The sequence below is a fragment of the Dendrosporobacter quercicolus genome (assembly GCF_900104455.1).
In the GTDB taxonomy this organism is placed as follows: domain Bacteria; phylum Bacillota; class Negativicutes; order DSM-1736; family Dendrosporobacteraceae; genus Dendrosporobacter; species Dendrosporobacter quercicolus.
Map to the genome: position 1 here is coordinate 94,923 of NZ_FNHB01000012.1, position 14,303 is coordinate 109,225.

Consider the following 14,303-nt stretch of genomic DNA (forward strand, 5'->3'; position numbering starts at 1 on the left):
AAAATTACACCTCACATCAGACGCTAACAGCGTCCCGGATGCTCTTCCACATCATTGTGTTTAATATCGCGATGTTCAAGATTCACCTTATACCCCTTATCCCGCAAGCCTTCATAAATCCTGCCGGCCACAAATACCGAACGGTGCAGCCCACCGGTACAGCCGATAGCGATAATCAACTGACTTTTTCCTTCTTTAATATAATTAGGCACCAGAAAATCAACCAATCCGCCCAGCTTTTCCATAAACTGCTGCGTAATCGGCCACTTCCAGATATATTCACCAACTTCAGCAGCCGCGCCGCTTTTCCGGCGCAGGGACTCCACATAAAAAGGGTTGGGTAAAAAACGTACATCAAACACCATATCGGCATCCAAAGGTATGCCATATTTAAAGCCGAAAGATACCACCGTGATATTCATTCGCTCAAATTCCCGCTCACTGGCGAACAAACCGACAATTTTTTCTTTTAATTTAGCTATTTTCAACCCGGAGGTATCGATAATGTGCGTCGCCCGTCCCCGCACCCGGTCCAGCCGCTCCCGTTCCCGGGCAATGCCTTCGCTGATCCGGCCATGAGGCGCCATCGGATGCCGTCGCCGGCTTTCTTTGTAACGGCGAATAATGGTTTCATCGGCAGCCTCTAAAAACAACATTTCATACATGATCCCTTGCTTCTCCATATCTTCCAATACCTGGATCAGAGTATCAAAAAACTCCCGGCCCCGGGTATCAATCACCAGCGCCACTTTGCTGACCCGCCCGGCCGATTGGGAACAAAGCTCGGCAAATTTCGGGATGAATGTTGGCGGCAGATTATCGACGCAAAAATACCCCAGATCTTCCATTTCCCGGATAACCTGAGTTTTCCCGGCGCCGGACATACCGGTTATAATGACTAAACGAATATCGTCCATAATTTCACCTCTTAATTACGGCGGTTGGAACGCCGCGCCAAATGCTTCTCGATTCTCTCCAGTGAAGTATTGATTACCGCTTCCGGACCAATACCATTAGCTTCAAGCAATTCAGTCGCCTGCTGCAGTTCCCCCACCGCTAAGGCAAAATGGCTGTCAGTGCCGGCAATAAGTTTAGCGCCATATTGTTTAGCCAAACGGATAATATGTTCGCACCGGGGCTTGCTGCCCCGCCGGGAAATAGTCAGTGAACTGTTATTAACCTCCAGGGCTACATCAAACTCCACCGCCGCCTGTACCACAGCTTCAGCATCAATGGGGTATTCCGGATTTCCCGGATGAACGATAACGTCAACCCAGGGATTTTTCATCGTATTGATCATCATGGCGGTGTTTTCCGTTACAGAGCCGTACGGTGCACACTTGGTATGCAAACCGGCCAATACAATATCCAGCTTAGCCAGTCGCTCATTATCCAAATCCAACGTCCCGTTACGGTCAATTACGTTGGCTTCTATTCCTTTTAAAAGACGCACACCGGAAAGCTCAGGCGGCACGGCCGCCAAATTGCTGAAATGGTAAGCGCACGGGGCGCCAGGCATAGCCGGACCATGATCGGTGATCGCAACCATCTCCAGCCCTTTGGCGGCAGCGGCGGCGACAATTTCCAGTATCGTACTGTAAGCATGGCCGCTGGAAATGGTATGAACATGCAAATCGGCAACAAATTTCACTGACCCTTCCTCCTTTGGTATCTACAATTATATGGCAAAATACTGAAAAAAGCAAAAGACTTGAACCGCAAAGTACTCGAAGGACGCAAAGGGAACGCAAAAAAAAACACAGCGCGATCATTATCGCGCTGAAATTATTATCGTGAACCCTTTGCGTACTTTGAGTACTTCGCGGTTCAACACCGTTCCCCCGCTTTATTTGACATTCATAGACTTGCCGACATTAAGCAGGCGGCACAGCCGGACAGTTGCCGCTTCGATCAGCTGCGCTCCGTTTTCCATGCACTGCTCAAGCGTCATCGGTCCCGGCGTCACACTCGTCAGACCGTCAATTCCCTGCTTAAGCACATCCTCGGCCCCCTGGCCTAAACCACCGGACACACAGACAACCGGAACATCAAATTGCTTGGCTACTTTAGCCACCCCAACCGGCGCTTTGCCGTAAGCTGTTTGAAAATCAGTCCGGCCTTCACCGGTAATGACTAGATCGGCGTCCTGCACCATCGAAGCAAAACCCGCTGCCTCCAGGACAATTTCCACCCCGGGCCGAAGCTGGGCATTGGTGAAAAACAGCAAGCCTGCACCCAGTCCGCCGGCAGCCCCGGCGCCGGAACAACTGGCCATGGCTTTGCCTGTTGCTTGTTCGGCAATACGGGCGTAATTGTTCAGGGCGGCATCAAGCTCGGCCACCATGGCCGGAGTCGCCCCTTTTTGCGGTCCATAAACAGCCGATGCCCCCCGCTCTCCGCACAAGGGATTGTCAACGTCACAGGCCACCATGATTGTCGTTTCCTGCAGCCGCTCATCCAAACCGGTAAGATCAATGACGGCCAAATCGGCCAAGGCCTTGCCGCCGGGCGGCAGGGTCTTGCCGTCACTGTCCAGGAATCTGGCCCCTAAGGCCTCGGCCATGCCAACGCCGCCGTCATTGGTCGCACTGCCGCCGATGCCAATAATGATTTTCCGCAGGCCTTTATCTAAAACAGCTTTAATCAGCTGGCCCGTCCCAAAGGTAGTCGTAATGCGCGGATCGCGTTTATCAGCGGGCACAAGCGGCAATCCCGAGGCTGCGGCCATTTCAATAATGGCTGTTTCGGCGTCGCCCAGTATTCCCCACTGAGCTTCAAGGGTCGTTCCTAACGGCCCGACAACCTCCTCATACAGCACTTGGCCGCCGGTAGCGGTAACCAGCGCCTCAATGGTGCCTTCTCCGCCGTCGGCAATCGGCAGCAGTTGAACCTCCGCTTCGGCAAATACATTTCGAATGCCCCGTTCAATTGCCTCCGCCACGCCTAATGCCGATACACTGCCTTTGAAGGAATCGGGAGCCACTACAATTTTCATTGCTGAAACACTCCTTTGACAAAAATATAGTATAAACTGATAAGAATATTGGCTAAATTCGGTTACTTTCCTGCCGCCAGGAAAAAAAGCGTTTATTCGTTTAATATATACTTATAAATGGCTTCGGCCACGCCATCCTCATCATTGGTCAGCGTTATTGCATCGGCAATTGCCTTAACGCCGGGCATGGCATTGCCCATTGCTACGCCCAGACCGGCGTACTTCAGCATATCCACATCGTTGTTGGAATCACCTACCGCCATGACCTCCGACTGTTTGATGCCCAGCTGCCGGGCCAGAAAATCAATCGCCGCTCCCTTGTTGACATCGGGATGAACCATCTCGAGATACCTGGGGCGGGACAGCGGCGCAAAAACCCGGCCCTGGAACACTGAATGAACCACCTCGGCAATTTCCTTCATGGCCCCGGGTTCAGCAATTGCCATCATTTTGTAGACATGATTAACCAAGCTGTATAATTCCGGTCCGGCCGGAATAGCCTTGATCCCGGTCAACGCTTCATAGGTTTGCGCCTTTTCATTATATTCTTCAACATAGAGTTTATCACCCTGGTACACCTGAATATACCAGCCCCGCGCGCGAAACAGTTCCAGAAGTTCCGCCGCTGTCGCCGGTTCAAAACTGCGGGTAAACAGCACCTCATCCGACAAGCCGGATTTGATCAGCGCCCCGGTATAAGTTATGATCGGTATATCCAGTCCCAGCTGCCGGGCAAACGGCACGGCCGACGCATACATCCGGCCGGTCGCTATCGTTACAATCACGCCTTTAGCCACAGCCTTCCTGATGGCCTCACGGCAGCGCGGTGAAATGAGGTTGGATTTGTTAAGCAAAGTGTCGTCAAGATCCAGGGCTAACAGTTTTATTGTCATATCGTAACTCCTTTCAGGTTAAACGCAATGATAAATTCGGCCATTTTGACCTGCTGCAAAAAAAGAGCAGCGTTAACCGCCAGATACGTAAACTTCGTATAATTGCCGGCCAGCGAAAAAAAGAGAACCTTGCCAAAGCAAAATCCTCATTAGCGATCCTTAATTACCTTTGACAGGGTACAGCTGCAGACAGTGATCAGCAATAAACCGCCTAACGTTGCAATGATACTATGGATTTGATAACCAGGCAGCGTTTTTACTACCATCATCGGCGTCAGCACATTGGTAAACAGCGTAAAACTGCCGAGCGTCTGCCAGGTAAACGGCAGTTCAGCGATTGCCAGCAGTGGCCTGATCGCAGCATTGGCAAAACCGATAATTGTCACGCCCACCAAGGTACTGCCCAAGGTATCCACAAAAATTCCGGGAAATTTGACAATCACCAGGAACAGCATTATGCCATTAATCATAATGCGCAATAAAAAACCACTCACCGTTTAGCCTCCCTTATGCATTCCACTTATTCTATTATATCCTGGAAACCGCTTACTGACAAACATATTGTTCGTTTTCTAACAGCAGCAGCGCTTTTTTCAGTTCCAGGCCGCCGCCAAATCCGGTTAACGCGCCGTTTTTGCCTACCACCCGGTGGCAGGGCACCACAATTGGCGTGCGGTTGATATGCAAAGCGCCGCCAACTGCCCGGGCAGCTTTGGGTTTGCCGATAGCCAGGGCCACTTCGCCATAAGACTGCATCCGGCCGTAGGCGATCCGGGCCGTATGTTTGAGTACAGCAGCCTGAAACGGGCTGTAGCCGCGCCAATCCACCGGGACGGTAAAAGGAACGCTATACCCGCGGAAATAGATCCGCAGCTCGTCCTGCAAAGCGTCCTCCGGACAGTGATCCGTCAAATCCGGCAGTTGCCTGACAGCCGCCGTACTAAGACCGGCGACGGCAAGCTCAATCGCCGGTTGGGGAAAACTAAGCTCCCAGAGTCCCTGGTCTGACCAGACAGCCGCAACATGCCCCCAATCCGTAAGAAAAAATGATTTGCATAATTCCGTCAGCGCTACCATATGGTTTCCTCCGAAACAGTATTAATGTCAGCGGTCCCCGTAAGGATCATTGCCGCCTGCAGCTCAGCAATGAGCTTATTGGCAATTAATGTCACTCCTTGATCACCGGCGCCAATTGCCCCAAGAGCGAAGGGCCGGCCAACCAGTACTGCCCGTGCCCCTAAGGCCAGCATTTTTAAAACATCCGCGCCGCTGCGAACGCCGCCATCGGCCAGCACTGTTAACCGCTCGCCGACTGCTTCGGCAATATACGGCAATACCTCCGCCGTCCCGGGCGTATGATCCAGCGCCCGCCCGCCATGATTGGAAACGACAATGGCATCAGCACCGGCCGTACAACAGGCTTCGGCTTCATCAACAGTCATAATTCCTTTGACGATAAACGGTATTCGGGTATGTTTTTTTATATATTCCAGGTCAGCCGGCGTCTTAGGTCCCACAGGCTGACCGGCATTGGTCATATTCATCAGGGCGGCGGCGTCAATATCGATGCCGAAAGCCGGAGCGCCGGCAGCGGCGGCCTGATTGGCCATTTCAACAATCAGCCCCGTCTCCCGCGGCTTAATGACTGGAATTCCCTGTCCCCCGCCGGCGCGAACGGCCTCCAGCCCGGCGGCGAAAAACTCCGGTTTAGGACCATCGCCGGTCATGCCAATGATGCCGGCCCGGCTACAGCCCGACACAATTGCTCCGGTGTATTCCCGCTCGTTCATAGCTGCATTCAGGTTGAGCGCTATTCCGCCGATGGCCGCCCCAATCACCGGCGCGGAAAGCTTTATTCCGAGGATGGTACAAGCCAGTTTAGGCTGCGATACATGATGGACAGTCCGCAAATTAAGCTTAAACCCGGCCAAAGCCTGAATATTATTCCTGAATGCCGTCCCTGTTCCCACGCCGCCCATACCAGGCACTTCCCCGGCGCAAATCACGCCATCGCACACAGGACACACACGGCATACGCCCCCCAGTTTTTCCCGGGCGGTCTTACGAACTGTTTGTAAATCCATAGTTCACGCCTCCTCTTTAACTAGTACCATGCGCACTTAAATTTTGAGATTAGCATACGGTCTTTTTTCGCTCAGCCGGGTGTATCTATGTCCGGCAGGTGCTGCGCCTCCGCTTGCCGGGCAGTAAGCCCGTGAAATTCATCCTGTAATTTTACGAGTTGCATTTCGTTAATTCTGTAAATAAAAAATTTCTCCTGCCATGAAACATGGATCAGCTTAACCCGGCGGAGGATTCAACGAAAATAAAAAGGCAGCTCAGAATAAGAGCTGCCTCAAATGAACCTTATAGGGTTAAACCAGTTTCATATCAGACAATATGTTGTTCATACCGCGCACAGCATCAGCACTTTTGTTAAACAAAGCCTGTTCTTCAGCATTAAGTTTAAAATCGATGATTTTTTCCACGCCATCTTTACCAATGACGACCGGTACGCCGATGCAAATATCTTTCTGACCGTACTCGCCTTCAAGGTATACGCAGGAAGTAATTACTTTCTTCTCGTCCCGTACAATGGCTTCGACAACCGTCGCACCGGCCGCGCCGGGAGCATACCAAGCCGAGGTACCCAGCAGTTTAGTTAATGTAGCGCCGCCCACCATCGTATCGGCAACCACTTTTTGCAGAGTTTCAGCTGACAACAATTCGGACACAGGAATGCCGTTATAGGTAGCAAACCGGGTCAGAGGAATCATTGTGGTATCGCCATGACCGCCAATCACCAGGCCTTGAACATCTGTCGGAGTAACGCCCAGCGCCTGACTCAGATAATATTTGAAACGATTGCTGTCCAGCATTCCGCCCATGCCGATAATCCGGTTTTTCGCTACGCCGCTTGCTTTCAGGGCAAGATAGGTCATCGTATCCATCGGGTTGGAGATAATGACAAAAATCGTGTCTGGTGAATATTTCAATATGTTGTCAACAACACTTTTCACAATGCCGGCATTTGTGCCGATCAGATCTTCACGGCTCATACCAGGCTTGCGGGGAAGGCCTGAAGTAATGACAACGACTGCTGAACCGGCAGTTTTGCTGTAATCATTTGTGCTGCCAATCACTGTGCTGTCAAAGCCCAGCATATGAGATGTCTGCATCATATCCATTGCCTTGCCTTCGGCGACACCTTCTTTGATATCCAGCAGTACCACTTCGCTTGCAATTTCCTTTTGTGCAAGCACATTAGCACAAGTTGCGCCTACATTACCAGCACCAACAACAGTAACTTTCATAATGATATACCCTCCTTTTATTAAAGAGATGCCCTGGCTTGACCAACTTTATCCAAAAAAAAACAGCCTTTCGCATCTTCTCATCAACAAAACTGGATATTTAAAAAAGTAATAAAACTAAGATTAATTTAATTAGTTAAATAATTACCCAGACTAGTCCTGTTAACTGTATAAAATACAATAAAATTACCCAATTACTACTATAACAAATAGTTGCTTAAAAAGCAATATGAAATGTTCGACTAAGTTCACCCTGCAGATTAAGAACCGTCCTTATGTTATGTATCAAAATCATTTTACTGGTAATCCTATAAAATGATTTCAATTCAAATTTTGCTAAGGGAGGCCTGTGAATGTCTATCGTTGATAAAGTAAATTCCGAAACCCGTCTGGTTTTTAATCAATTCTTTGATAAAGAACCGCTTAACTATCTTGAAGCCGCCGGTCTTTACGGGGTTATTGCCCAGGGTCGCTATAATATAGCAGCTTTGGAGGTTATGTACAACCATGCCCAGGACAGCAATCTAAAAGAACTTATCAAAGAAGCGATTGACCGCCATACCAAAACCATTATCGGCCAATCGGAACACCTGCTGCAAGACAGTGGGGGACACTTGCCGTCACTGTCGTTTAAGCAACGGACGCTGCACAAAACTGATCTTAATATTCCCGATGACGGACGTTTAAGCGATGGCGAAATTGCCATTACCATCGGCAATATGGCCAAAGCCGCGCAGGTCGCTTTGCTTACCGCCTTACACCAATCCTATCAGCTTGAAGTTGCGTTAATGTACCGAAAAATGCTGGACGCCGGGCTGGACTGGGACTATCGGCTGCTGCAACTCATGCTTAACCGCAATTGGCTGCCCCACTTGCATAAAATTGAACACTAAAAAAGTGCGCGCCACTGCTTGCACTTTCTGTATCATACAATAAAACCTCCGGCCATCCGGAGGTTTTATTGTATGATAGCTATTTACTCAGTTTTTTCAAACTGATCTTTTCCTACGCCACAGACAGGACAGACCCAGTCTTCGGGAATATCTTCAAACTTAGTACCAGGGGCAATGCCGCTATCCGGATCACCGGCTTCTTCATCATAAACATAGCCGCAAACAACACAAGTCCACTTTTCCATTACATAATCACTCCCTAATTTTCAATTTACCTGTATATTTTAACACGCATAAATAATCTTATTCAATACTAATTTTCCATTTTACCATTTTTCCAAATTACCTTATTTATTTGCTTAATCAACTGACTTTACAGCAATAGGCGAACAATCCCCGGCTGTCAAAAAGCTTCGCTTAAGCACTTTGGCCTGCTTAAGCGAAGCTTTTCAACTTACAGCCTGATCAATACTGGTGCACCGGTCTGATCCCAAAGCGTTTGGCAATCATTTGCACAGCATCAACGGTAGCTAAATCTATTTCCAAACGCTCTTCAGTTTCAGTATGCCTGAACGTTACCCGGCCTGAACAATTTAAATACTGAATAAAAAGCTCCGGTACAAAATCCTGATTAATTTCATTCAGCATAATCGAGCTTCCATCTTCTCGAAACATATCGCTCACTCCCCTGAATTGTTTTTTGAAATTTCGGAAAAATCAGGTTATACAGCGCCTGCTCATCATTTACACCGCCTTTCTCCGGTTAAATAAAATTAGCTGGTTGTTATTGCAATCGTGAAATTATGCACAATCTAATCATAACCTATCTGAGCAAAAAAAACCAGTTTTATCATTAATTTAATTAAAAAAAGCTAGCCTGTGATGAACAGGCTAGCTGCATTCTAATCGCTTTACCAGCCGCGGCTGGAGCCGCCGCCGCCGCCGGAACCACCGCCATATCCGCCCCGGCCGCCGCCGCCTCCGCCGCCGCGGGAGCGAAGCAAGGACAGCAGCAGCCAGGTAATGCTGCCGCCGAAAAACAGCCAGTCAACGACAAACAACAGCAACACGCCGGCGCCAACCGCCAGCTGCATCCACCAGGGCAAGGCATCCCACCAGGACTGCTCAGCCGTCGCCTGGGTTTTGGCCGCCGGCTGAGCGGCTGTTCTCAGCTCCAGGTTATATTCCTTGGCTACGACTCCGGCTACAGCCAAATAGCCGTTCATTATTCCCTGGTCATAGTTGCCCTGCCTGAAGTAAGACAACATATACTCATCCTGGATTTGACCGGTTCTGGCATCAGGCAGCGCCCCTTCCAGTCCATAGCCAACCTCAATCCGGGATTTACGGTCCTCTACCGCCACCAACAGCAGCACGCCGTTATTCAGCGTTTTATCGCCAATTCCCCATTGGCGCAAAATCGCCAGGGCATAGTCCTCAAGCGGAGTCTCACCTAACGTCTTTACCGTCACCACGACAATCTGCGCTTTGGTTTTGGCCGCCAGCTGACTGCCAAGCTCATTGATTCGCTTTTTACTGTCAGCCGATACAACCCCGGCATAATCCTGAATATAAATACTGCTGGTCGGCGCTGAAGGGATACTCGGCTCAGCCCCCGCGGCCGCGCCAAAAACGAAACACCCGATAAGTACCAGCCAGGCCAGCCATTTTTTCATATAAAGCCCCCTTGCACGCTTGCAGTCAAGTTAATTTCATGAAATGGCCTGCAAATTTAAAACTGAACCTGAGGCGTTTGTTTCGCAGCTTCTTCTACTTTGAAGTATTCCTTAGCGCCAAACCCCAGCATACCGGCGTAAAGGCTGGACGGGAAAGAACGAATTTTAGTATTGTACATCTGGACGGCGTCATTATAATCCCTGCGGGCTACCGCCAGACGGTTTTCCGAACCGGCCAGTTCATCCTGCAAGGCCCGGAAATTTTGATCAGCCTTTAAATTAGGGTAGTTTTCAGCCACAACCAGCAGACGGCTTAATGCGCCATTTAGTTCGGAATTAGCTTCCCCTTTGGCTGCCGGTCCCTGGGCGCCGGCCAATTTTGCCCTGGCGTCGGCCACCGCCTGAATGGCTGCCTGTTCGTGAGCGGCATAGCCTTTAACCGTGGACACAAGATTTGGTATTAAATCGGCCCGCCGCTGCAGCTGATTTTCGACCTGGGCCCATTTACCGTTAATACTTTCATTGAGCGTGATCAAATTATTATAACCACTGATCCCCATAACAACGAGCAGCGCCGCGACGACGCCGGCAATAATCCAACCTTTCAAATCAAACACCTCCAAATATGTATTGGAAAGCCCGGCTTGCGCCGAAGCCTGAATGGCAGCGGGAGCCGCCGGCTTTTACCTATGCCTGTAACTTTCCGCTCGTCCCAGGATAAGTAAACACCGCTATTATTATACCATCTTTCGTTTTTTCATGCCAATCCAGTACCTTGACCGGGTTAGATTGAGAGGCAAGGTTAGGGCCGGCGGCGGAAAAATTCATACACCGCCTGCGCTGCCGGTAAATTCATGCCCGGCACCGCCGCCAGTTCCTCGGCTGAGGCCTCTTTCATTTTACTCAAACTGCCGAAGGCTTCCCATAATGCTTTGCGGCGTTTGGCGCCGATACCGCTGACATGATCAAGCACCGACACCAGATTACGCTTAGCCCGCAGCTTACGGTGATAAGTAATGGCAAACCGGTGCGCTTCATCCCGAATCCGCTGAATAAGGTACAGAGCCTGTGAATGGCGCGGCAAAATCAGCGGCTCGCCGGAGCCTTCCCGGAAGATATGCTCAAACTCTTTTGCCAGGCCGATGACCGGAATCTCATGCAGACCAACGCCGCGAATAACTTCCAGAGCCGAGCTGAGCTGTCCTTTGCCGCCGTCAATAATGATCAGATCAGGCAATGGCTCGGCTGCCTCGCGGTACCGGCGGTGCACCACCTCCTGCATCGACTTGAAATCATCGGGTTTACCTTCCACTGTTCTCAGCTTAAACCGCCGGTAGTCGGATTTTTTTGGCAGGCCGCCTTCAAATACCACCATGGAGGCCACAGTCTCCGAGCCTTGAATATGGGATATGTCAAAGCATTCCATCCGTTCCGGCGGCTGAAGCAGTCCGAGGTACTGTCCCAGTTCCCTGACCGCGCCTTCGGTCTGTTCATTGCGGGACTGGATCTTGCCGGCCTGCTCTTCCAGTACAATCGCCGCATTGTCGGTCGCCATATGGACAATATCTTTTTTTGTCCCGCGTTTAGGCGTTTCAACTGCCACCCGGCTGCCTTTACTGCCGGTTAACCAGTCCGCCAGCAGCTGCTGTTCGGCTAAATCCAGCGGCAACAATATTTCGCGGGGGATAAAAGCCGCCTGGTTGTAATATTGTTTGATAAATGCCGTAAGCATAGCCTCATCGGTTTCATCCTCGCCGCCGGATAATAAAAAGTGATCCCGGCCTACCATTTTACCGCTGCGAATGAAAAACACCTGCACGCAATTGCCCAGTGCGGTGCGGGCTAAGCCAATGGCATCCTGGTCGCCTGAGCCGGTGACAATGTTTTGCTTTTCCGTAATCTTTTCCACAGCAGTCAGTTGATCCCTAAGTTTGGCTGCCAGCTCAAACTGCAGCTGTCCGGCAGCCTGGTCCATCCGCTGGCGCAAATTCCGCGCCAGGGCGTCACTTCGCCCTTCCAGAAACAGACACACCGCTTTGATCATTGCCTGATATTCTTCTACCTTAACCTGACCGGAGCAAGGAGCCAGGCACCGCTTGATATGATATTCCAGACAGGGGCGCTGCGCATCAAGCTTCCGGCAGCTGCGCAGCGGGAATAATTTTTTCAGCAGCCGGAGCGTCTCATGGACTGCGCCGGCGCTGGTATAAGGACCAAAATAACGCGCCCCGTCCTTTAACACTTTGCGGGTGGCAAACACTCTGGGATAATCTTCACTGGTTACTTTTATATAAGGATAACTTTTGTCATCCCGTAAACTTATGTTATATTTGGGGTGATGCTTTTTGATAAGATTGCATTCTAAAATTAAAGCCTCAATTTCAGATGCCGTAACAATATATTCCAAATCAATAATCCTGGCAACCAGCGCCTGAACCTTTGGCGAAAGATTCCGGCTTGATTGAAAGTAAGACCGGACCCGGTTTCTCAGGTTAATGGCTTTACCAACATAGATAATCCGCCCCTGTGCATCTTTCATCAGGTACACGCCGGGCTTATCGGGCAGCAGCTGCAGCTTTTCCTGTAACTCGTCTGTCATGCCAAGCCTCCGTTTCTTTAATGCTATTGATAAATCCGACAAAGAATGTTATAATAATCACACATTATTCAAAGCCTAATTGCACAATAAATCGCTGCTTTCAGTTGGATTTAAACCAGCTGAATTTTTGTTACCCAGGTTAAAGCTGCCCCGGTTTTACCGTAATATAACGGAATACTTCCGCAAACGGGCGGCGCCTGTGTATACTTTAACAAAAGGCATTGTCTAATGTACAATCCTGTAATATAATGTACCTCGTTAGAATCTAATTGTATAGTTATTTTTCTACAAAAACAATTGTAAATGGGAGGTCTACACCGATGTTCAAAAGACTCCTTATCGCTAATCGAGGCGAAATTGCTGTCCGAATCATCCGGGCCTGCCAGGAACTGGGGATTGAAACTGTTGCTGTCTATTCTGATGTTGACGAGCATGCCCTGCATGTACAGTTAGCGGATTATGCCTATCATATTGGGCCGGCGGACGCAGCACAAAGCTACTTAAATATGGAAGCAATCCTTGCAGCAGCCACAGCTACCAAAGCTGAGGCCATTCATCCTGGCTACGGCTTTCTGTCGGAAAACGCTGACTTTGCCGATCTGGTAACTAATTCAGGCTTCATCTGGGTAGGTCCCCGGTCTGAAACCATTCGTAAAGTAGGCAACAAAGATGCAGCCCGCGCGGCCATGAAAGCTGCCGGCTTGCCAATGACCAAAGGGACAAATCCGATTAAAAACAATGAAGAAGCTTACCAGTTCGCCGAAGAGCTTGGCTATCCGGTCATTTTAAAGCCGGTTTCCGGCGGGGGCGGCAAATCAATGTTTGTCATCAATACCAGACAGGATTTGGAAACCGCCCTGCACAAGGTCGATGTTACCAAAGCCGCATTTTACTTCGAAAATTATATTTCCCAGTCCCGTCATATTGAAGTTCAGATTATGGCTGATAATTTTGGCAATATTTTGCACCTTGGCGAACGGGAATGTTCACTGCAGCGCCGTAATCAGAAAATCCTGGAGGAAGCGCCATCCAGCGCTTTGACTTCGGAAATGCGGCACAAAGTTGGCGCTCTGGCCATCCGGGCCGCCAAAAGCGTTCATTATACGAATGTAGGCACTGTTGAATTTTTAATGGATGTAAAAAGCGGTAAATTTTACTTTATGGAAATTAATCCCCGCATTCAGGTTGAACATGCAATTACCGAAACAATCACCGGAATTGATCTTGTTCGCCGGCAAATTAGGATTGCCGCCGGTGAGCCGCTCAATAAACGTCAGGAGGATATTCAGTATCTCGGCCATGCCATTGAGTGCCGGATTAATGCTGAAGATCCGGAAAATCATTTCCTGCCGGCGCCGGGTCAAATAGAATTTTATCACGAACCCGGTGGTCCCCGGGTCCGCATTGACAGCGGCGTTTGCGCCGGTTTAGCCGTTGAGCCGTATTACGACTCCATGATTGCCAAGGTCATTGCCCATGGCCGGACCCGTGGCGATGCAATTAAGATCATGATACGCGCACTGAATGAATTCAGAATTACCGGCATTAAAACCACCATTCCGTTTCACCAAAGGGTGCTGTCTAATCCGCACTTCTGTACCGGTGACATTGATACGCAGTTTGTCTATAAACACATGTCAAGCTGTGAGCCGGTCAAGCCGAAAAAACTTAATCCGCGCGCTGCCGACACTTCACTGGTAAACAGCGCCTGGTAGATTTAAACAGACTTCCTCTCACGGAAGTCTGTTTTTTTGCGTAAAACCGGTGGGGGAAATATTTTTAACCACAGAGTACACAGAGGTCACGGAGGGTTCACCAAAGCATTAGGGTAATATTTTTGTTCCACTCTGTGTACTCCGTGTCCTCTGTGGTTAACACATCACTCCGCGACTGTCCGGCAGGCGGCCGCATTCATGGCGGCGGCTTCCGCCAG

15 protein-coding genes are annotated in these 14,303 nt (G+C 49.8%); 2 read left to right on the top strand and 13 right to left on the bottom strand.

Features of this window, described 5'->3' with window-relative positions; translation table 11 throughout:
* Positions 1-23 precede the first annotated feature (23 nt).
* The 8 genes from rapZ to mdh all read right to left on the bottom strand — a co-directional run bounded on the left by rapZ (position 24) and on the right by mdh (position 7,202).
* A complete protein-coding gene (rapZ, locus tag BLR06_RS16980) occupies positions 24-917 on the bottom strand; it encodes an RNase adapter RapZ (RefSeq protein ID WP_092074783.1) in 894 nt (297 codons plus the stop codon).
* Between the two features lie 11 nt (positions 918-928).
* A complete protein-coding gene (locus BLR06_RS16985; protein ID WP_092074784.1) occupies positions 929-1,651 on the bottom strand; it encodes a phosphatase in 723 nt (240 codons plus the stop codon).
* A 195-nt stretch (positions 1,652-1,846) separates the two neighbouring features.
* Positions 1,847-2,995, bottom strand: coding sequence for a glycerate kinase (locus BLR06_RS16990; RefSeq protein WP_092074785.1), 1,149 nt, complete (start codon positions 2,993-2,995; stop codon positions 1,847-1,849).
* A 92-nt stretch (positions 2,996-3,087) separates the two neighbouring features.
* Positions 3,088-3,888 (bottom strand): Cof-type HAD-IIB family hydrolase, encoded by an 801-nt coding sequence (locus BLR06_RS16995; RefSeq protein ID WP_092074786.1) that lies wholly within the window; start codon positions 3,886-3,888, stop codon positions 3,088-3,090.
* A 149-nt stretch (positions 3,889-4,037) separates the two neighbouring features.
* On the bottom strand, positions 4,038-4,382 hold the full coding sequence (locus BLR06_RS17000; protein WP_092074787.1) for a phage holin family protein: 345 nt from the start codon (positions 4,380-4,382) through the stop codon (positions 4,038-4,040).
* Positions 4,383-4,434: 52 nt separating this feature from the next.
* Positions 4,435-4,965 (bottom strand): methylated-DNA--[protein]-cysteine S-methyltransferase, encoded by a 531-nt coding sequence (locus BLR06_RS17005; RefSeq protein ID WP_092074788.1) that lies wholly within the window; start codon positions 4,963-4,965, stop codon positions 4,435-4,437.
* The gene (locus BLR06_RS17010) at positions 4,959-5,972 is read right to left on the bottom strand and encodes an alpha-hydroxy-acid oxidizing protein (RefSeq protein WP_092074789.1); all 1,014 of its coding nucleotides are present in this window, start codon (positions 5,970-5,972) and stop codon (positions 4,959-4,961) included. The genes BLR06_RS17005 and BLR06_RS17010 overlap by 7 nt, the downstream gene beginning before the upstream one ends.
* 291 nt (positions 5,973-6,263) lie before the next feature.
* Positions 6,264-7,202 carry a malate dehydrogenase gene (gene mdh, locus BLR06_RS17015; protein WP_092074790.1) on the bottom strand — a complete coding sequence of 313 codons (939 nt, stop codon included), beginning with the start codon at positions 7,200-7,202 and terminating at the stop codon, positions 6,264-6,266.
* Positions 7,203-7,555: 353 nt separating this feature from the next.
* Between mdh and BLR06_RS17020 the strand changes: the two genes are divergently transcribed.
* Positions 7,556-8,095, top strand: a complete 540-nt coding sequence (locus tag BLR06_RS17020) for a DUF3231 family protein (RefSeq protein ID WP_092074791.1) — start codon at positions 7,556-7,558, stop codon at positions 8,093-8,095.
* An 83-nt stretch (positions 8,096-8,178) separates the two neighbouring features.
* Here the strand turns inward: BLR06_RS17020 and rd are convergent, their stop codons facing one another.
* The 5 genes from rd to uvrC form a co-directional block, all read right to left on the bottom strand.
* Positions 8,179-8,340 carry a rubredoxin gene (gene rd, locus BLR06_RS17025; RefSeq protein ID WP_092074792.1) on the bottom strand — a complete coding sequence of 54 codons (162 nt, stop codon included), beginning with the start codon at positions 8,338-8,340 and terminating at the stop codon, positions 8,179-8,181.
* 220 nt (positions 8,341-8,560) lie between these two features.
* Positions 8,561-8,770, bottom strand: a complete 210-nt coding sequence (locus tag BLR06_RS17030; RefSeq protein WP_092074793.1) for a hypothetical protein — start codon at positions 8,768-8,770, stop codon at positions 8,561-8,563.
* A gap of 236 nt (positions 8,771-9,006) precedes the next feature.
* Complete coding sequence (locus BLR06_RS17035; protein WP_092074794.1) at positions 9,007-9,771, bottom strand: TPM domain-containing protein; 765 nt, start codon at positions 9,769-9,771, stop codon at positions 9,007-9,009.
* 56 nt (positions 9,772-9,827) lie between these two features.
* Entirely contained in the window at positions 9,828-10,331 is a 504-nt protein-coding gene (locus tag BLR06_RS17040) for a LemA family protein (protein WP_173812959.1), read from the bottom strand.
* Between the two features lie 242 nt (positions 10,332-10,573).
* Positions 10,574-12,370 carry an excinuclease ABC subunit UvrC gene (uvrC, locus tag BLR06_RS17045; protein ID WP_092074796.1) on the bottom strand — a complete coding sequence of 599 codons (1,797 nt, stop codon included), beginning with the start codon at positions 12,368-12,370 and terminating at the stop codon, positions 10,574-10,576.
* 320 nt (positions 12,371-12,690) lie between these two features.
* Here uvrC and BLR06_RS17050 point away from each other — a divergent pair, with 320 nt between their 5' ends.
* Positions 12,691-14,085, top strand: a complete 1,395-nt coding sequence (locus BLR06_RS17050; RefSeq protein ID WP_092074797.1) for an acetyl-CoA carboxylase biotin carboxylase subunit — start codon at positions 12,691-12,693, stop codon at positions 14,083-14,085.
* The last annotated feature ends 218 nt before the right edge of the window (positions 14,086-14,303 follow it).

Bases quoted from the DNA above. Each gene is read 5' to 3' on its own strand.
- rapZ (WP_092074783.1), bottom strand. From the start codon at position 917: ATGGACGATATTCGTTTAGTCATTATAACCGGTATGTCCGGCGCCGGG.
- BLR06_RS16990 (WP_092074785.1), bottom strand. From the start codon at position 2,995: ATGAAAATTGTAGTGGCTCCCGATTCCTTCAAAGGCAGTGTATCGGCA.
- BLR06_RS16995 (WP_092074786.1), bottom strand. From the start codon at position 3,888: ATGACAATAAAACTGTTAGCCCTGGATCTTGACGACACTTTGCTTAAC.
- BLR06_RS17005 (WP_092074788.1), bottom strand. From the start codon at position 4,965: ATGGTAGCGCTGACGGAATTATGCAAATCATTTTTTCTTACGGATTGG.
- BLR06_RS17010 (WP_092074789.1), bottom strand. From the start codon at position 5,972: ATGGATTTACAAACAGTTCGTAAGACCGCCCGGGAAAAACTGGGGGGC.
- mdh (WP_092074790.1), bottom strand. From the start codon at position 7,202: ATGAAAGTTACTGTTGTTGGTGCTGGTAATGTAGGCGCAACTTGTGCT.
- BLR06_RS17020 (WP_092074791.1), top strand. From the start codon at position 7,556: ATGTCTATCGTTGATAAAGTAAATTCCGAAACCCGTCTGGTTTTTAAT.
- rd (WP_092074792.1), bottom strand. From the start codon at position 8,340: ATGGAAAAGTGGACTTGTGTTGTTTGCGGCTATGTTTATGATGAAGAA.
- BLR06_RS17030 (WP_092074793.1), bottom strand. From the start codon at position 8,770: ATGTTTCGAGAAGATGGAAGCTCGATTATGCTGAATGAAATTAATCAG.
- BLR06_RS17035 (WP_092074794.1), bottom strand. From the start codon at position 9,771: ATGAAAAAATGGCTGGCCTGGCTGGTACTTATCGGGTGTTTCGTTTTT.
- BLR06_RS17040 (WP_173812959.1), bottom strand. From the start codon at position 10,331: ATGGGGATCAGTGGTTATAATAATTTGATCACGCTCAATGAAAGTATT.
- uvrC (WP_092074796.1), bottom strand. From the start codon at position 12,370: ATGACAGACGAGTTACAGGAAAAGCTGCAGCTGCTGCCCGATAAGCCC.
- BLR06_RS17050 (WP_092074797.1), top strand. From the start codon at position 12,691: ATGTTCAAAAGACTCCTTATCGCTAATCGAGGCGAAATTGCTGTCCGA.